Origin of the sequence: Armatimonas rosea, from assembly GCF_014202505.1 — a bacterium.
GTDB lineage: Bacteria > Armatimonadota > Armatimonadia > Armatimonadales > Armatimonadaceae > Armatimonas > Armatimonas rosea.
The window spans coordinates 1,219,300-1,236,938 of the sequence record NZ_JACHGW010000001.1; the positions used below are offsets into that span (position 1 = coordinate 1,219,300).

Consider the following 17,639-nt stretch of genomic DNA (forward strand, 5'->3'; position numbering starts at 1 on the left):
CGGAACTCTTCCAAGGATAAAATCATGCGTCTTCGTCTTGTACGCCTCGGAGTTCCCCTTCTTGTCTGTCTGGGGCTAGCCAGCACGGCGCATGCCCAGCTGGTCTTTAACTTTATCGACCCCAACAATATCCAGGCAAGTGCTCCCCAGGCCTACAATGGGTTTGTCCAGGCCGCCAGCCGCTGGTCCGCGCTGTTTACCGACAATGTCACGGTGAACCTGCAGATTGGCTACCAGGCCATGAGCTCGCTGGGCGTCACCAGCACCACCGATGTGTCGTTTAGCTACGCCAGTGTGCGGAGCGCTCTGGGCAGCGATGCCCTCTCCATCACCGATGCGCTGGCCGTGGCGAACCTGCCCAATGTGAGCGGCGGGACCGCCTTCAACCTGATGCTCAACTACACCAACAACAACCCCAATGGGGTGGGCAGCCCGACCGCGTACCTAGACAACGATGGCGATGCCAACAACACCACTATCCTCATGACCAAGGCAAACGCCAAGGCACTGGGGCTCCTGCCGGGAACCAATAGCGCGGTCGATGGCACGATCCTGTTTAGTAGCTCCTTCACCTTTGACTTCGATCCTAGCGATGGAGTCACCGCAGGGGCCTACGACTTTGTGGGGATCGCGACCCACGAGATCGGGCATGCCCTGGGGTTTTTCAGTGGAGTCGATGAACTGGACACCCGCAGCACGGGGACCTTCCACGACGATGACTTCTTTCAGTATGTCTACCCTCTGGACCTCTACCGCCGCTCGGCGCTGAGCCTCTCCACGGGGGGCAACTCGACCATAGACTTTACCGCGGGTGCCTCGAACGCCTACTTTTCCCTCGACGGCGGCGTCACCAACCAGGGGCTCTTCTCCACCGGGCGCATCCACGGCGATGGGCGGCAGGCGAGCCACTGGAAAGATAGTTTGGGATTGGGGATCATGGACCCCACCGCGGCACAGGGCGAGCTGCTGGCGATCACCGGGCGCGATATCCAGGCCTTTGATGCCATCGGCTGGAACCTCTCTCCCGCCGCCAGTGCCCCCGAGCCGGGAGCGCTGGCGCTGGCGCTGCTAGGGGCCTCGGGGCTACTGGTCATGCGGCGCGTGCGACGAGCTGGACGATAACCGACTTGCTGGTGGGGGTCTTGGACTTCTCGGCGTGGCTGCGGAGTGGGATCAGGACATTGGCCTCCGGGAAGTAGGTCGCGCAGCAGCGGCGGGGGATGGCGTAGGCAACCACCACGAAGCTCTCCGCGCGGCGCTCCTCGCCCTCAAAGACACTCACGATATCCACGAGCTGGCCCTGCTGGAAACCCGCTTGCGCGAGATCGTCGGGGTGGAGTAGCACCACGCGGCGGCCCTCGTAGATACCCCGGTAGCGGTCGTCGTTGCCGTAGACCGTCGTGTTGAACTGGTCGTGGGTGCGAATGGTCATCATCAGCCACTCGCTCTCGCAGAGGTGCCACTTGGGGACGGCATGGACCGTGAACAGCGCCTTGCCGCTGGGCGTGCGGAACTCGCGCTCACGGGGAGGGTTGGGCAGGATAAAGCCGCCGGGGACGCGCACGCGGGCATTGAATTCCTCAAAGCCCGGCACGACCGCGGCGATCTTGTCGCGAATCCGATCGTAGTCGCTGATAAAGCCCGACCAGTCCTCGCCAAGAGTCGCCTGCGCCACGCCGGCAACAATGGCGGGCTCACTCTTGAGGTGGGGCGAGGCGGGCTCCAGGCTCCCCCGTGACGCATGCACATTGCAGACCGAGTCCTCGACCGTCACAAACTGCTCGCCCGTGCTCTGGAGATCGCGCTCCGTGCGGCCCAGGCAGGGGAGGATCAGGGCGGTCTCGCCGGTCACCAGGTGGCTCCGGTTGAGCTTGGTCGAGACCTGCACCGTCAGCGCACACTGGCGCAGCGCCTCCGCCGTGACCTCGGTATCGGGGGTGGCTGAGAGGAAGTTGCCGCCCAGCGCAAAGAAGACACGCGCCTTGCCGTCGAGCATCGCCTGGATCGCCTCGACCGTGTCGTAGCCGTGCTTGCGTGGGGGCGTGAAGCCAAAGACAGCACCAAGCCGGTCGAGCCAGGAATCGGGCATCTTCTCGTAGATTCCCATCGTGCGGTCGCCCTGGACATTGCTGTGGCCACGGACACACATCAGCCCGCCACCGTCCTTGCCCAGCATTCCCCGGAGCAGGGCTAGGTTGACCAGGTACTGCACATTGGCGACCCCGTTCTTGTGCTGCGTCAGCCCCATCGCCCAGCAGAGCACCAGCCGCTTGGCCTGGCTCGCGAGCTCCCCGGCACGGCGTAGCTCCGCCTCACTCACCCCGCAGCTCTCCGTGAGCTCCTGCCAGCTTGTCGCCTCCAGATCGGCCAGAAAGGCATCGTAGCCCACGGTGTGCGCCGCGATAAAGGCACTGTCCTGTGCCCCCGCCTCCAGCACGGCCTTGCAGAGCCCCTTGAGCAGCGCCACATCGCCGTTGATACGGACGGGCAGGTGCAGGCAGGCGAGGGGCGTGGGCTGGTCGAGCATCCCCAGCGGCTCTTGCGGGTGGGCAAACGCCGTCAGGCCCGCCTCGGGGAGGGGGTTGACGGAGACCAACCTTGCGCCGCCTCGGACCGCTTTTTGTAGGCTCGTGAGCATCCGCGGATGATTGGTGCCAGGGTTCTGCCCAAAGACAAAGATCGTGTCGGCGCTCTCTAGCTCCGCGAGGGTGACCGTGGACTTGCCAAAGCCAATGCTCTCGCTCAGGCCCACCCCCGACGACTCATGGCACATGTTGGAGCAGTCCGGGAGGTTGTTGGTGCCAAAGCGGCGCACAAAGAGCTGGTAGAGAAACGCTGCCTCGTTGCTCGCCCGCCCCGATGTGTAGAAGATCGCTTCGTCGGGGGAGACGAGCGCCTTGAGGTGCTCCCCGATCAGCGCAAAGGCAGCGTCCCAGGCGATGGGCTCGTAGTGGTTGCTCCCGGGGCGTAGCACGAGCGGCTCGGTGAGGCGGCCCTGGCGGTCCAGCCAGAGGTCGGAGTTTTGTGCGAGTGCTTGCACGGAGTGCGCGGCGAAGAACTCCCGCCCGATCCGCTTGCTGGTGGCCTCGCTGGCGATCGCCTTGGCACCGTTCTCGCAGAACTCAAAGCGGCTCCGGTGCTCCAGCGGGTCGGGCCAGGCGCACGACGGGCAGTCGAAGCCCTCTTTCTGGTTGACCGTGAGCCAGGTCTTGACTCCCCTTGCCCAGCCCTGCTCCCGGCTCATCGCCTCGGTGGCCTTGAGGACCGCATTCTTTCCCCCGGCGAAGTCCTTGCGCTCCCCTAGGCGGACATGGGTCTCGATAGGCGGCTGGGCCGCCGCTTTTTCTCTAGAAGACAATGCGCCACTCTCCTGAGTAGATATTGTAGCGCTCTCCCCGCAGAAATCCCACCAGGGTGATATCCGCCTCCTGGCACATCGCGACCGCCAGCGACGAGGGTGCGCCTACGGCAACGAGGGCGGGAATCCCGGCACGCGCGGCTTTCTGCACCAGCTCGTAGCTGACCCGCCCACTGAGAAAGAGCAGGTGGCTGGTCAGGGGCACGTGCCCGTTCTGGAGCGCCCAGCCGATCACTTTATCGACCGCATTGTGACGCCCGATATCTTCTCGCAAGCACAGCAGGGTGCCGTCTTGTGCGAAGAGCGCGGCGGCGTGGAGTCCGCCGGTGGTCTCAAAGATCGCCTGGGCGGCCCGGACCTGGGGATCGAGGGTGCGAAAGAGTGCCTCTGGAAAGAGGGGGCCGCCCTTGCGTGCGGGGGGCTCGGTGGCGTGAGGTAGGCTCGTGCGCCCACAGACCCCACAGGCAGCGTGGGTGGGAAAGCGGCGCAGGGGAGGGGGAAGCGGGATGCCAGGAGCGAGGGTGATATCGCCGCCTTGGAGCTGGAGGTAGTCGGTGGGGCGTGGGAGAATCCCCTCGCCGTAGAGGAAGCCTAGGGTGAGCTCTTCATCCTCGCCCGGTGTGCGCATGGTCACCGAGAGTATCTCCCCATTTACCCGGATGGTGAGAGGCTCCTCTACCGCCAGGCAGTCCTCGTAAGGGGTGCGCTTCCCCGCCTCGCTGCGGAGAAGGGTGGTGGTGCTGGTTCGCATACTGGCGATTGTACCCCCTCGCAAAAAATGTTTCCTCGGCGCGTTAGGGGATAGCTGAAGTTGCTATAATGTGCCAAACCTCTGTACCCGATGTCAGGGCAGGGGAACTCTCTACTAAGGGAAATGTATGCGCAATCTCAATGGTCTCTCACGCACTCGGCTTGGACTCTCCGCTCTGACTCTGATTAGTCTGATCGGAACCTCCCATGCCCTTACCTTCAACTTCACACCCGTCCCGGGCACGAGCCAGCAAGCCATCGATGGCTTCGCCGCCGCTGGTGCCCGCTGGTCGGCGCTCTTCACCGACAATGTCACCGTCAATTTGACGATTGGCTTCTCCGCGCTGGGGTCAGGGATTCTGGCACAGGCAGGTAGCACCCAAAATACCTATACCTACACCAATGTCCGCAACGCTCTGATCAACGATGCAAGCTCGGCGACGGATGCGGCCGCGATCGCGCAGCTCCCGAACCGTAATGGAGGCACCTCCTTTGGTGTGATGATCAACCGCACGACCGATAACCCCAACGGGGCCAACAGTGCCACTCCTTTTCTGGACACGACTGGAAACAACACCACCACGGTTCGTATGAGCAATGCCAATGCTAAGGCACTTGGGCTTCTGTCGGGTAACAATGCTGCAACCGATGCCAGTATTACCTTCAGCACTGCCTTTAGCTGGGACTTCGATCCCAGCAATGGAATCACCGCGGGAAACTTCGATTTTATCGGGATTGCGACCCATGAGATCGGGCACTCGCTTGGTTTTATCAGTGGCGTCGATACCTTGGATGGCAATCCCACGGGGTTCAGCAGCAATGCGTTTACCTTTGTCTCCACCCTGGATCTCTTCCGACGCTCGGCCTTGAGTCTTGCCAATGGGGGAAATGACACCATTGACTGGGCTGCAGATAACCGCGACAAGTACTTCTCGCTGGATGGGGGCACTACCAACCTGGGGCTCTTCTCCAATGGGCAAACCTTTGGCGATGGTCAGCAGGCAAGCCACTGGAAGGACAACCTGGGGCTGGGCGTGATGGACCCGACGGCGGGTACGGGCGAGCTACTGACCATCACTGCGCGTGATATTCAAGCGTTCGATGCCATCGGCTGGACACTGGCCGCGACAAGTGCCCCCGAGCCCGGGACACTAGCACTGGCGCTGCTCGGGATTCCCGCTATCGCCGTGCTTCGCCGTCGCAGAGCGTAGCGACGAGCCATGCAAACAAAAAAGCCCCGGCCAGCTGGCCGGGGCTTTTTGATTTACGCTTAGATCTCTGCGGACTTGACCGTCTTGATGATCCGTGCGGCCACCTTGTAGGGATCGGCGGCGGAGTTGGGACGGCGGTCTTCCAGCCAGCCCTTCCAGCCACGCTGCACGGCTCCGATGGGGATGCGGATCGACGCGCCCCGGTCGGAGACACCGTAGGAGAACTTGTTCCACGGTGCGGTCTCGTGCTTGCCGGTCAGGCGCAGGTGGTTGTCCGGTCCATAGACATCGATATGGGCCATGATGATCTCCTCAGGAGCAAACGCCTGGCAGATCGCATCGTAGACTTCCTTCTTACCCGCGGTGCGCAGGGCGGTGTTGGAGAAGTTGGCGTGCATGCCCGAGCCGTTCCAGTCGGTATCGCCCAGCGGCTTGCAGTGCCAGTTCACCCAGACATCGTACTCCTCGCCGATGCGCTCCAGGAGGTAGCGTGCGATCCAGATCTGGTCGCCGGCCTCTTTGGCACCCTTGGCGAAGATCTGAAACTCCCACTGACCCGTGGCGACCTCGGCGTTGATGCCCTCGACATTCAGGCCTGCCTGAAGGCACTGCTCCAGGTGCTCCTCGACAATGCTACGTCCAAAGGCATTGCGTGCACCCACCGAGCAGTAGTAGGGACCCTGCGGACCCGGGTAGCCGCGCTCCGGGAAGCCCAGGGGCTTGTTGGTGGAACCGGCGTAGAGGAAGTACTCCTGCTCAAAGCCAAACCAGAAATCGTTGTCGTCGTCCTCGATTGTCGCGCGGCCATTGGAGCGGTGGGGCATGCCGTAGGCATCGAGAACCTCACACATCACCAGGTAGGCGGGGGTGCCCAGCTTGGAGCGCTCCGGATCGGGGCAGATAAAGACCGGCTTGAGCTGGCAGTCCGACGAGCCGCCGGGAGCCTGCTCCGTCGAGGAGCCGTCGAACGACCAGATCTCACAGTCCTCCAGCTTACCACTGAAGTCGTTCTCAATCTTGGTCTTGCTGCGAAGGCTCTGCATGGGCTGATAGCCGTCGAGCCAGATATATTCCAGTTTTGCTTTTGCCATAATTCGTTACCGTTTTGAGGAGGTTTAGAAGTCGCTCCTCGGGGGAATCGTCGCAGAAATTCTACCCTTTTTTATGTTTCCATTCGGTTTCCAAACAAAAAAAGCCCCGCCGTAACCGGCGAGGCTTCTCGGGGAGTCTTGCTCTAGGGGCAGGCGACTGTGTCCTCTGAGTCGAAGATGGGACCACCGGGGATACCATGGAAGTCGTTGTAGGGATCGGCGGCGGTGCTCACCGTGGAGGCAGGGTTCTCCAGCGCCGTTCCCTTGACCGGGGTCGCGATTCCGGTGCGCCAGCCGTAGATTGGGGTGCCTGCAGGGCGGCCATTGACCGCAGTCGTGGTGACCTGGTTGGGCGCGGGATTGGCCCCGTAGCGGAACCACTTGGCATGCCCATCGGAGAAGTTGACATTCACACCGTCGTTGTGGCGCGCATCTGCCAGGAAGTTCTGTGCCCCCAGCTTGACCGTGGGAGCGGCGGCTTCGTTGCGGTGTGAGCCATCAAAGAACATAATGGTCTCCGCGGGGAAGGCTGCGGCGGCAATGGAGGTCACGGGGGTGTAGGCTCCCTTGAGTGCAGGCATGCCGCCTCCACCGCAGAGATTGTCACCAAACAGGCCAAAGTTGGGGACGATTCCCACGTAGCGGAAGACACCCGACCAGAGGGGCCCGAGGCGGCTGTACCAGTCCAGACCCGGCTTGTAGCTGGGGCAGTTGAAGATATCGACATTCTTCATGTAGGGCTGCATCAGGTCATAGATCGTGATGACGGAAGGGCCGCCCGCAGGAAGCGCGACAGGGGTCGTGGTGGCTAAGGGACGAGGCCCCATGTAGGCGGCGGGGGGGAAGGTCTCGTCGTAGTCCTGGACATACTGGAGAACCGCCAGGCCGATCTGCTTCTGGTTGGAGAGACAGGAGGCGGAGCGCGCTTTTTCCCGTGCCTGGGCAAAGACGGGGAAGAGAATGGCTGCCAGGATGGCGATAATGGCGATTACCACGAGGAGCTCGATGAGGGTAAACCCGGTGGCACGGCACTTTCTAGTCATAGAAAAAGAAATCCTTATTGATTTAGCTAGCGAGATCTTACCCTGATTTCTCAGGGCCATCGCACGTGCAGTAAGACAGAGCTGCGGCGTATTAGGTTCCCAATCGTATCATAATTTGTTAATGATTATCAAGGTATATAAGCCCCATTGGCTCCCCCCAGGTGCAGTGCGAGGATCGCCTTGCGGCTTGTACAGGCCTGGAAGGAGATCGGGAGCCGGAACTCAGATCACTGCGGGCTAAGGGACGCGGAGCCACTCCTGCGGAGCAGATCGCTCTCACGAAGGATCGTATTTACCGCAGGGCACTGATCGGCGTGCTCGGTGAGGTGTCGCACAAGCCCTTTGCGCTACTTTATTGACGACGGTTGGGGATACATGGGCAGCAGCTCTGGATGCCCATGTATCACGAGACAGACCCTGGAAGAGAGCCCTGTTTTATCGAAGGAGCCCTAATTTGTCGCGGTCATCAGGGTGCTTAGCCGGCGTGGGTTGCGGGATGCCAAGGAGGCGGACTCATTGCTCGGAGGCACGGCAACCACAACAACCTCAGGCTCCTTCGCTTCGGGAGTTTCTTGCGATGGAACTTGGCTTACGGGGGAGCTAGTGTCTACCAGGAGGGAGATCAGCTGATCGAGCTGCTCACTCGACTGGGTTAGATGCCACTGCTTCTGCTTCGAGTCTTCCTGAAGCTGGTCCCGTAGGTTCCAAAGCCGGTCTATCTCCGCATTGATCTCCGCGACAGAGGCTTCTGACTCCTCAGCGGACTGCTTGATCTCTTGCATGAGGTGTGCCTTGCGCTTGGAGGCTTCGACTAAGACCTGATCGATATCACCGTCACTCTGCTGGAGGATCGATTGCTGGCAGATTTGCTGCTTGATCTCTCTTGGAATATTGTCCGTAAAGGTGCTGACGAGAGAAATCGCGTTTTCTAAGACTTTGCTATAGTTGGTTTCTGATTTTTTTGTGGGGAGTATTAGCTCGTCATAGTGCTTATTATATTTTATGCTGGTATGGCCGTTTTTCTTCGGGGTGGGCTCTGTGCTTAGCATAGATTCCGTGTTCGATTTTGAATCCGCGAATATATTGCTGAAAAAAGAAGGTCGTTTAGGTTTTGGTTCCATGGTTTTATACCCGTAGATTAAGAGTTGCTTATGCCCTAAAGTATTGGCGGCGCTTAGGAATTCGTTTAGGGAAGTCGCTACAAACCGGTAGAACTACGAGTTTAAGCTTGGGAGCATTTTGGGGAGATAAAACTTTGCTATATCAGGATAACGCACGGAGAAGCTCGGTCACCTTCTTTCCCTCTGTACCCGTCACATGGCCCGGCTCCTGGTTGACTAAGGCCTGCACGAAAGGCAGGTGGGTGGGGGCTGGGGTCTCAAAGCGGTGCTCGACCCCGTTGAGAGTGAACGCGGTGCCGTCGAAGGGATCACAGGTGAGGGTGCCGTCGGTGCCAAACAGCTCTAGGACATCCCGGCTAGGACGGGTCGCAAAGTGAAAGCATGCAGAGGCCACGACACCGCTGGCGAACTGAAGCGCAAAGACACTGTCGTTCTCCGCGGCGTGGTGCCCGAGGCGATTGGCGGCAAAGCCGTGGACCGCGGTGATATCGCCTAGCAGATAGAGGAGCATGTCGAGACGGTGTGAGCCGACATCCACCACATGGCCCCCGCCCGAGATCGCCGGGTCCACCCGCCAGCCGCTCGCCGGAGCTTTGGTGCAGAGCTGGAGCCGTGCCCCAAGGACGGTTCCTAGTGCCCCTGCCTCCAGGGCTGCCTTGATCGCCTGGAACTTGGGCCAGTAGCGCCGGTAGTAGGCGACATGGAGCGAGACCCCCGCCGCCGCGCAGGCCGCGATCATCTGGTCGCACTCCGCCACGGTGAGCGCCATGGGCTTCTCGACCAAGACATGCTTGCCCGCCGCCGCCGCTTGGAGCGTCTGCTCACAGTGTAGGTGGGGCGGCGTGGCAATATAGACCGCATCAACCTCGGGGTCCGAGAGCAGCCCCTCGACGGTTGCATAGGCCCGTCTTGCTCCGTGCCGCCGCGCGAAGTCCTGGGCTTTCTCCAAGTCCCGACGCATCACCGCGATGAGCGCGGAGCCCTCTGCTTGGTAGAGCGCCGGGCCGCCCTTCTTCTCCGCCACATCGCCACAGCCTAAAATTCCCCAACGCATGCCACTACTCTACCAGGATCAGGGCAAAACTTCACACAAAGTTAATCTTTGATTCGCGAATAATAATACAGGTATTTTGTTTCATGTGATATTCTCTTGGCGGAGAAATGATAGTTATGAAACGACACGCCTTTACATTAATTGAGCTGCTAGTGGTGATTGCCATTATTGCCATTCTAGCTGCGATTCTCTTCCCTGTCTTTGCCCAAGCACGCGAGAAAGCACGCTCCGCTTCCTGTCTCTCAAATATGAAGCAGATCGGAATTGCTGCGATGATGTATTTGCAGGACTACGACGAGCGAATGCCCTCGGATGCAGGGGTCGCTCGCCCTGCCTGTCCGGCTGCACTCGACGGCGACTGGGGTAAGGACTTCTGGGTCTTTCACTTCTATCCCTACATCAAGCAGCGGGCGGGAAATATTCAGCAACAGGGTGCGAGCATCTTCAACTGCCCCAGTGGCTCGTCGCTCCATGAGATGGATATGCCGGGAGACTATGTCTGCTACGGCTTTACGCCCCAGTGGCTCCAGCAGAACTGGAACCTGGTGCCCCGCGCCAATGGGAGCTTCGCTTGGTACAACTCCTACGCCATCAACGAGCACCTCTGCGATGCGGAGTTCCCCAACGAAGGGCCGGAGCTGGCTCGCTGGGAAGAGCCTGCCAACTCGTACATGATCCTGGAGGCCAATAAGTCCGAGCTGGAGGGGGACGAGCTCTCCCGCACGCCTGGAACCTTCGCCAAAAATAACTGGATTGGTGCGCAGGTGCGCCATAGTGAGGGAATGAACATTACCTACCTCGACGGTCACGCAAAGTGGCTTCGGGTGAGCTACGGAACCCTCTCCAGCTCGTCGGCAACACGCGCTAACTGGATCTCTCCTCCGGGAGCCGCTAACTCCCAGTTCGACTGTGGCCCTTGGACAGCACCAGGCAATGACAACGTGCGCTTTGACAACGGCCAGCCCTGTAAATAAGCACGTATGCATATCATAGAACTCAAGCCCACTGTCGCCACCGAGCCAGTGGGCACCGACCCTGATGACCCCGCGATCTGGATGCATCCCCACCAACCTGAGAGGAGCCTGATCCTGGGGACAAATAAGACGTCCGCAGCGGAGGGCGGGGCACTCTATGTGTTTGGGCTTGATGGGAAAGTCCGCCAGATTTTTGGCGGACTTGATCGTCCCAACAATGTCGCTGTGCGTGGCTCACTGGCAGCGGTCACAGAGCGCCTGAGGTCCCAGCTTCACTTCTTCCGCATCGCCGATACGGCCAAGCCGCTCACGGACGCAGGAGTGCTGCCGGTTTTTGTCGGGGAGAAAGACGACTTCGCGGCCCCGATGGGGATCGACTTTTACCTTCGCCCCCGCGATAAGGCCCTCTTTGTGATCGTCAGCCGCAAGAGTGGCCCCGCGACAGGCTACTTAGAGCAGTGGCGTCTCCAGACGAGAGGCACGAACGTCACCGGGACACTTGTCCGGCGCTTTGGTAGCTACTCCGGCAAGAAAGAGATCGAGTCGGTGGCGGTGGACGATGCAGCCGATCTGGTGTACTACAGCGACGAGGGCTTTGGAGTTCGTTGCTGGCCCGCCGACCCCGATGCGCCTCAGGCAAATCGAGAGCGGGCGGTCTTTGCGCGCACAGGCTGGAAGGGCGATCACGAAGGAATCGCGCTCTGGGGGAACTACGTGGTCTGCACCGATCAGATCGTTGGGGGCAGTCTCTACTATGGATTCAAAAAAGAGAGCCCTGATACTCCGCACTTCGTGATCCGTGGCGGCGCAGATGAGACCGATGGAATTGAGATGGTAGGCAAGCCGCTGGGCAAGCGCTTCCCCCACGGTATCTTGGTGGCCATGAATAGTAATACTAAGAATTTTTTATGCTATTCACTGCCGCATACTCGCTCGGTGAGGTGAAAATGGCGGCTTAAACATAAATTAATCATACTGTAACCTCAGCTTAATAAAGGCGTTGCTCATAGCCCCTAACATGGGGGCTATGAAACGTGCTTTTACATTAATTGAATTATTGGTAGTTATTGCTATTATCGCCATCTTGGCCGCCATTCTCTTTCCTGTCTTCGCACAGGCGCGTGAGAAGGCACGCCAGACCTCCTGCCTCTCGAACATGAAGCAGCTGGGCCTAGGGCTGATGATGTACGCGCAGGACTACGACGAGACCTTGATGCAGACGACCTGGGAGATTCCGACCTGGAAGGTGCACTGGTCCTATGTCCTCCAGCCCTATGTCAAGAACGAGCGTGTCTTTGTCTGCCCCTCCGATCCCGCTCCGGTCAAGCCCAACGCGCCTTGTGCCGCGGGACAGGTAGTGGGGGTGAGCTGCGACGGCCAGGTGCCCGCCTTCTCCTACATCAATAACTACAACGTCATCCCTGCCCACGACTGGCTGGCCCCCAGTGCTGCCGCCATCGAGGCACCCGCCAACCTGATCGCCCTCGCCGAGCGCCGCGATAAGCTGACCAGCGGCGCCGTGGTTGGTCAGTGGAAGGGGATGAGCGGGCTCGTGGCTACCAGCACGGCACGTGGGTCGTCCTCAGGAGGCGGCCAGATCTGTCCCGGCGATACCTGGAGGCTAGTCACCAAGGCCGATGCCGATGCAGGACTGCTGGCCGCCAACGACAAGAAACCTGAGCTGATCCGTGTCAAGTGGGATCGGCACAACCAGGGGGCGAACTACACCTTCGCCGATGGCCATGCCAAGTGGTTGCGTGTCGAGCAGACAATCGATCCCAATAGCTTCCTCTGGGGCGATAGGTTCCTGCCCACTCCCTTTGTTCCCAACCCGCTGGGCGCACCGCCCTGTAACTAGGGCCTGCCTGCTCTGCGTGGTACCATAACGCTCGATGATCTCTGAGACTTTAGGGGCGGTAGCGGCGGCGATCACCGCCGCCTGGGAGCCCACTGCTAAGAAGACCGCCGCGCAGGAGAGCCGCCCTCGGACCCTCGTTCTCGCTGCGGTCAACCCGCCCCGCACCCTGGGGCTCTGGGAGCGCGAGCTACTCATCGCCGCCGGAGCAACGGGGCTGGCCAACCCTGAGGCGCACGACCTGACCGCTGCGGAGCTCACCGCCTTCGCCCCCGAGGTGATCGTGATCGTCGGCGAGGACACCGAGGGGCTTACGGAGCTGGAGGGCTGGTTTGCGCTCCCCGCGGTCACGGAGCACGAGGTCTATTTAGTGGAGCCCGCCTATATCAGCGAGGTGGGGGAGGGACTGGCGGAGGCCGCGCGTGTCTTGGCAACCATCCTCCACCCGGATATCTTTACCCAGATGCTCCCCTCGTTCTCGGTCCAGCTCGCCCCGCTGGAGCTCTTCACACCTCCGAGCCCCGACGATGCTGAATCTGACGGATGATCTAGGGCGTCGGCTTATCCTCACGCAGCCCGCTCGGCGCATCCTCTCCCTCTCCCCCGCCACGACCGAGAACCTCTTTGCCATCGGTGCCGGAAGTGCCGTTGTCGGGGCGACGAGTGCTTGTGACTTTCCGGTAGAGGCTCAGAAGCTCCCACGAGTCGGGGACTTTACGCGGCCCTCCTACGAGAAGATCCTCGCGCTCAAGCCGGATCTCATTGTCTTTGACTCCGCGACCGTGAAAAAGCCCGCGGTCGAGAGCCTCGCCGCCCGGGTGCGTGTCCCCGTGTTTGTCCAGCGCTCCGAGAAAGCTGCCGATGTCCCTCATCACTTGGAGGCGCTGGGGCAGCTGACGGGCAAGTCCGCCACGGCTCTCGCGGCCCAGGTGCGCCGTGCGCTCGCCACTCCGCCGCAGGGCAAGCCGGTCCCGGTCCTGGTGCAGATCAGCGCCTCGCCGCTGTTCGTGGTTGGGCCGGGCTCGTTTGTGGACGACCTGATTCGGGTGGCAGGTGGCCAGAATGTCATCACAACCGGCGACTCATTTCCGCAACTCACCAGAGAGAGGCTCCTCACGCTCAAGCCCCAGCTCTATGTCATCGCCACCTACCCCGGCCAGCCGGAGACACCGCCCGCTCTCCGCAATATTCCCATGGCCCGAATCCCCGCCGACCTGCTCTTTCGCCCCACCCCTCGCCTGCGCGAGGGGCTACGGCTCCTGACGACGGCGCTTCGAGCGGCTGTCAAGAGTTCTGAAGATTAGACGGATGGAGGATCGAAAAGCCGCGCCATTCGTCGGGGCGGAGATCGTCGATCATCAGGTTTGGCTTGGGAAGAAATCCCACAAAGCAATCCGCGATTCCCAGCTCCTCGGCGGACTGCCTTGCGTATTCTCCGCCCCCGGCACTCCAGCAGTACAGCCCCCAACCGTCGTTTTTGAGGGTTCTGACATGCTCAATCGTACGCACCATGGGAATCCGTTTTGTCCCCACGGAGCGCACCAGCGTGTCATCGACATCCACAAACGCAACACGGGCCATCGCGATTATCCGCCCGAGGATTCCCCGCCCAGCCGTTTTTCGTACATGATCCAAGCCGGTTGTTTTTCAAAGCCAAGTGCCTCGTTGATAGAGAGCATCGCGCGGTTGCTCTGGGCGTTGTCGGTGCGGATCTCGGGGACTCCCTTTGCCTTGGCGTACTCGACTGCCATGCACTTGAGCGCCAGCGCGATCCCCTTGCGGCGGTAGGCGCGCCGGACCCCGGTGAGGCCAGTGCTGAGGTAGTCGCCGATCTTGGGGGGGAAGAGCATCGAGATGCCGGCGTACTGGCCGTCGGGGGCGACCGCGATAAACTGGCACTCCGGGGTGAAGCGGACACTCTTGCGGATCATCTCCCGCCAGGCATCGTAGGTCATCGGGGTATGCTTCTCGCCCTCGGGGAGCGGGACATCGGCATCGCACTCCATCTCCATATCGTGGAGCTTGACATAGGCGTCTTCTCCCTCTTCCTCCAGGAGGGTGGCCAGATCCACCAGGCGCAGGCCGTGTGCCAGCGGTTTTTGGCGTGCCTCCGCGAAGGGAGCGAGGTCCACCGACGCCACGTTCAGGCGAGACTCCCAGGCGCGCATGCACTCAACAAAGCCGTGCTTGGCAAGAAAGCCCAGCGACTCGGGCTTGTCCTCGCGGGTATCGGCCCCGTACTGGATCGGGTTGGTATCGGCGACCTTCTCCTCCAGCGCGGCGAGTAGGAGCTTCCCGATCCCGCGCTGGCGGAAGTCCGGGTGGACATCGACTCCCATGTAGAACTTCTGGGGATGGTAGGTCCACGACGACTGCCCGATCCGGCCCTGCGCGACCACGTGGCCATCTTTTTCTACCAAGAGACGGTGGTGGCGGAGCTTGGCCTCGCGCTGGGCATCGCTGGACTGGAGCTCCTCAACCGTGACAGGATAGTCCGGCCAGACGGCATTATGGAGGGCGGCGAGCTTTTCGTAGTCCTGCTCGGGGTTAAAGTCACGGAGGGTCATTTGGTTTCGTCTTTCAGGTTCTTCTCGTAGCTGATCCAGGCGGGGATCTTCTCAAAGCCAAGTGCCTCGTTGATAGAGAGCATGGCGCGGTTCTGCTGGGCGTTCCAGGTGCGGATCTCCCGGATGCCGGCGTCCTTGGCCCACTGCACCGCCGCAAGCTTAAGAGCCGTGGCGATTCCCTTGCGCCGGTACTCCCGCCGGACTCCCGTCACTCCGACATAGAGCACGTCCGGCTCGCCCGCGCTCTTCCAGAGCGCGCTCTCGCCCACCCAGTGGTCGCCGTCGGAGTCAATGGCGATAAACCAGGCCTCGGGGAGGAAGTCGGGGTTGCTCAGGGTGGTCTTCTCGAAGTGCTCGAAGCCGGGGTCGGTGAGGACATCGGTGGCGGGGATATCGAGTGTGAGGGTCCAGTCCAGCTCCTTGAGCCGCTGCTTCCAGTCCGGGACCGCCTTGGCAAGCTCACCGACACTCTGCACCGTGATGCCGGCGTCGGTGGCCTTCCGTGCGGCCTCGACAAAGGGGGCAGGGTCGAAGGTCTGGGTAGCGAGGCGGCTCTCCCACTCGCGCATCGCCTCGGTGAAGCCCCGGTCGGTGAGGAAGCGCAGCGCACGGGGCTTGTCCTCGCGGGCGTTGCTACGGAGCAAGATCGGGTCGTGGGGGGCGAGGGCATCCAGGAGATGGGCATAGAGCGCCTTACCAATTCCTTGGCCCTCGTGCTCGGGTAGAACGGAGATACTGATCCCGAACTTCTGCGGGTGGTACATGTCGGTGCTCTGGCTGTAGCCTCCCGCGGCGATCACCTTGCCGTCGCGCTCCACCAGAAACCGTGCCCACTTGATCTTGGGGTCGCGATTGGCATCGGAGAAGCGCATCTCTTCGATGGTCTCGACATAGTCGGGATAGCAGGCGTGGGAGATCGCGATCCGCGCGGCGTAGTCCGCCTCGCTGAGAGTGTCGGGTCGAATGGTCATGACAGTGTCCTATCGTCTGAGGGAATGCAATTGCTAAAAATGCCGTCGGTGAGTCGTGGCGCAACGGAGAGGGAGCTGAGCTGGGCCGCGTAGTGGATATCGGCCTCGTGCCCCTTGTCGATCAGCTCGATCCCGCTTCCGCAGGCGAGTAGCCGGGCGAGGAGCTGCTTCTTCGCGCCCAGAAACGCGGCGCGTGCGGCCTTAGCCTCGGGCGACGATCTCAGATTGGGGAGCGCGGCGACAATCGCCCCCGCGCCCAACAAATCCTCGATGGCAAAGCGTAGGGAGCTGTCGGGCCAGCGCTCGCCACAGGCAAGCACGGTGGTGGGGGAGGCGAGCTCTTGCACGACAGCGGCGACCGCACGGGCATTGACTAGAGCCCCCGCAAAGACCGCGCTCGCTCCCGCTTCGCTCGCCGCCCGGCAGCACATCGCGCCATTGGGCGAGGCAAGGGCGATCGGCCCCCCAGCCCCCGCGTCCCCCCTAGCCCCCGCGGAGCGGGGGGACAGTAACGATGTGTCCGAGCCGTCTTTCCAGTGACGCGGCTCGACCGTGGCTCCCGCCGCCAGATGCGCCGCGACTGTGGTAGAGAAGCGTAGCGTATCCACAATCACCACCACATCGCCACGGGCACCGGCACGCGCCGCGCCGTCTTGGCCCCAGTCAAACCGCAGGGCGTAGCCCGCTTGCTCAAACCAGCTCATTAGTACTCTCCCGGACACTCCCCCCGGCCTCCGCTCGTTCCTCGCTCTGGCCGACCCCCTCTCCCTCTGTTTCCTCCTTCGTCGGGAGGAGAGGGGGTGCCGAGGGACGAGGCGGGGGAGTGCCCCCTCTGACTCCCCCTCCCTTCCCCCCAACGAAGTTGGGTCTCAGGGGAAGGGAGGGGGCCGGGGGGAGGGATGCCAAAAGGCATGCCGAGGCAAAACAAAGCCCCTCGGGGAGAAGCTTCTCGGGGGCGAACTCCAGGTGCAAGATCCGGCGGTGGCTCGGGCTCTGGGCGGGCGACGAGGCATGCAAGAGCAGGGGGGACATCACGACCGCGCTTCCCACCGGGCCGGTGCAGATTACTTCGGCGGTTTGTTCTCGGAGCGCCGCGATCTGCTCGCTGCTTAAAATCCCCTGGCGGTGCGAGCCAGGCAGGACGCGGAGCGGGCCATTGGTCTCGTCGCAGGGATCGAGGTGCAGGCGCACGGTGACCATCTTCTCCAAGATCTCCGCGGGAGGCAGCACGTGCAAGACACCCGCCTTGGTGCTCCACGGCCCCCAGCCCGGCAATTCGATGCGCTCCGTGACCGCGATGGCACGGTCCTGGTGCCACCCGACATGCCAGTTGGCCCCCGGAACTTTATCAAAGAAGATCGCCCGTGTAAGGGTGGTTGCCGCGCCCGTGAGCGCCAAGACACGCGGATCGGCGGCGACCGCTTGGACCTCGGGGAGGACGAGGATATTGCGCCGGGCGTAGACACTCTCCCCACGCTGCGAGCTCTCGCCGGCACTCTCCAAGGCCACACGCAGGCGCTCCACCGTGGAGAGCCCCAGTACGTCCGTGACCAGAAGATAGCCCGCTTCGTCAAACATCCGTGTGAGTATACCCCATCGGCTAAAAAAATAATCCAGGAGCCCGGTGCGTCCTCGGGACGCTAT

18 protein-coding genes are annotated in these 17,639 nt (G+C 61.7%); 7 read left to right on the forward strand and 11 right to left on the reverse strand.

Annotated elements, in window-relative coordinates:
* The first annotated feature begins 24 nt into the window (after positions 1-24).
* Positions 25-1,122: an NF038122 family metalloprotease gene (locus HNQ39_RS05635; protein WP_184192964.1), complete on the forward strand. Its 1,098-nt coding sequence runs from the start codon at positions 25-27 to the stop codon at positions 1,120-1,122.
* On the opposite strand, the gene HNQ39_RS05640 is transcribed toward HNQ39_RS05635, so the two are convergent.
* The gene (locus HNQ39_RS05640) at positions 1,091-3,358 is read right to left on the reverse strand and encodes an FdhF/YdeP family oxidoreductase (protein WP_221289819.1); all 2,268 of its coding nucleotides are present in this window, start codon (positions 3,356-3,358) and stop codon (positions 1,091-1,093) included. The two genes, HNQ39_RS05635 and HNQ39_RS05640, sit on opposite strands and share 32 nt — an antisense overlap.
* Positions 3,348-4,109 carry a formate dehydrogenase accessory sulfurtransferase FdhD gene (fdhD, locus tag HNQ39_RS05645; RefSeq protein ID WP_184192965.1) on the reverse strand — a complete coding sequence of 254 codons (762 nt, stop codon included), beginning with the start codon at positions 4,107-4,109 and terminating at the stop codon, positions 3,348-3,350. The genes HNQ39_RS05640 and fdhD overlap by 11 nt, the downstream gene beginning before the upstream one ends.
* A gap of 127 nt (positions 4,110-4,236) precedes the next feature.
* Between fdhD and HNQ39_RS05650 the strand changes: the two genes are divergently transcribed.
* Entirely contained in the window at positions 4,237-5,319 is a 1,083-nt protein-coding gene (locus HNQ39_RS05650) for an NF038122 family metalloprotease (RefSeq protein ID WP_184192966.1), read from the forward strand.
* 59 nt (positions 5,320-5,378) lie between these two features.
* On the opposite strand, the gene HNQ39_RS05655 is transcribed toward HNQ39_RS05650, so the two are convergent.
* The 4 genes from HNQ39_RS05655 to HNQ39_RS05670 all read right to left on the reverse strand — a co-directional run bounded on the left by HNQ39_RS05655 (position 5,379) and on the right by HNQ39_RS05670 (position 9,628).
* Complete coding sequence (locus HNQ39_RS05655) at positions 5,379-6,410, reverse strand: glutamine synthetase beta-grasp domain-containing protein (protein ID WP_184192967.1); 1,032 nt, start codon at positions 6,408-6,410, stop codon at positions 5,379-5,381.
* A gap of 143 nt (positions 6,411-6,553) precedes the next feature.
* Positions 6,554-7,453, reverse strand: coding sequence for a DUF1559 family PulG-like putative transporter (locus HNQ39_RS05660; RefSeq protein WP_184192968.1), 900 nt, complete (start codon positions 7,451-7,453; stop codon positions 6,554-6,556).
* A 449-nt stretch (positions 7,454-7,902) separates the two neighbouring features.
* Entirely contained in the window at positions 7,903-8,574 is a 672-nt protein-coding gene (locus tag HNQ39_RS05665; RefSeq protein ID WP_184192969.1) for a hypothetical protein, read from the reverse strand.
* A gap of 142 nt (positions 8,575-8,716) precedes the next feature.
* Complete coding sequence (locus tag HNQ39_RS05670) at positions 8,717-9,628, reverse strand: Gfo/Idh/MocA family protein (RefSeq protein ID WP_184192970.1); 912 nt, start codon at positions 9,626-9,628, stop codon at positions 8,717-8,719.
* A gap of 116 nt (positions 9,629-9,744) precedes the next feature.
* Between HNQ39_RS05670 and HNQ39_RS05675 the strand changes: the two genes are divergently transcribed.
* The 5 genes from HNQ39_RS05675 to HNQ39_RS05695 all read left to right on the forward strand — a co-directional run bounded on the left by HNQ39_RS05675 (position 9,745) and on the right by HNQ39_RS05695 (position 13,761).
* On the forward strand, positions 9,745-10,602 hold the full coding sequence (locus HNQ39_RS05675) for a DUF1559 family PulG-like putative transporter (protein WP_221289821.1): 858 nt from the start codon (positions 9,745-9,747) through the stop codon (positions 10,600-10,602).
* 6 nt (positions 10,603-10,608) lie between these two features.
* Positions 10,609-11,547, forward strand: a complete 939-nt coding sequence (locus tag HNQ39_RS05680) for a phytase (protein WP_184192972.1) — start codon at positions 10,609-10,611, stop codon at positions 11,545-11,547.
* A gap of 82 nt (positions 11,548-11,629) precedes the next feature.
* Positions 11,630-12,460 (forward strand): prepilin-type N-terminal cleavage/methylation domain-containing protein, encoded by an 831-nt coding sequence (locus HNQ39_RS05685; protein WP_184192973.1) that lies wholly within the window; start codon positions 11,630-11,632, stop codon positions 12,458-12,460.
* A gap of 34 nt (positions 12,461-12,494) precedes the next feature.
* Entirely contained in the window at positions 12,495-13,004 is a 510-nt protein-coding gene (locus tag HNQ39_RS05690; protein WP_184192974.1) for an ABC transporter substrate-binding protein, read from the forward strand.
* The gene (locus HNQ39_RS05695) at positions 12,985-13,761 is read left to right on the forward strand and encodes an ABC transporter substrate-binding protein (protein WP_184192975.1); all 777 of its coding nucleotides are present in this window, start codon (positions 12,985-12,987) and stop codon (positions 13,759-13,761) included. Before HNQ39_RS05690 ends, HNQ39_RS05695 begins: the two co-directional genes overlap by 20 nt.
* Here the strand turns inward: HNQ39_RS05695 and HNQ39_RS05700 are convergent.
* Genes HNQ39_RS05700 through HNQ39_RS05720 form a run of 5 tightly spaced genes read right to left on the reverse strand, consistent with a single transcriptional unit; the run spans position 13,742 to position 17,573 of the window.
* Positions 13,742-14,038, reverse strand: a complete 297-nt coding sequence (locus HNQ39_RS05700) for a hydrolase (protein WP_184192976.1) — start codon at positions 14,036-14,038, stop codon at positions 13,742-13,744. The two genes, HNQ39_RS05695 and HNQ39_RS05700, sit on opposite strands and share 20 nt — an antisense overlap.
* A gap of 5 nt (positions 14,039-14,043) precedes the next feature.
* Positions 14,044-15,024: a GNAT family N-acetyltransferase gene (locus HNQ39_RS05705; protein ID WP_184192977.1), complete on the reverse strand. Its 981-nt coding sequence runs from the start codon at positions 15,022-15,024 to the stop codon at positions 14,044-14,046.
* The gene (locus tag HNQ39_RS05710) at positions 15,021-15,995 is read right to left on the reverse strand and encodes a GNAT family N-acetyltransferase (protein ID WP_184192978.1); all 975 of its coding nucleotides are present in this window, start codon (positions 15,993-15,995) and stop codon (positions 15,021-15,023) included. The genes HNQ39_RS05705 and HNQ39_RS05710 overlap by 4 nt, the downstream gene beginning before the upstream one ends.
* Positions 15,992-16,699: a 2-phosphosulfolactate phosphatase gene (locus HNQ39_RS05715; protein WP_184192979.1), complete on the reverse strand. Its 708-nt coding sequence runs from the start codon at positions 16,697-16,699 to the stop codon at positions 15,992-15,994. Before HNQ39_RS05715 ends, HNQ39_RS05710 begins: the two co-directional genes overlap by 4 nt.
* The gene (locus HNQ39_RS05720) at positions 16,686-17,573 is read right to left on the reverse strand and encodes a phytanoyl-CoA dioxygenase family protein (RefSeq protein WP_184192980.1); all 888 of its coding nucleotides are present in this window, start codon (positions 17,571-17,573) and stop codon (positions 16,686-16,688) included. The genes HNQ39_RS05715 and HNQ39_RS05720 overlap by 14 nt, the downstream gene beginning before the upstream one ends.
* Positions 17,574-17,639: the final 66 nt, after the last annotated feature.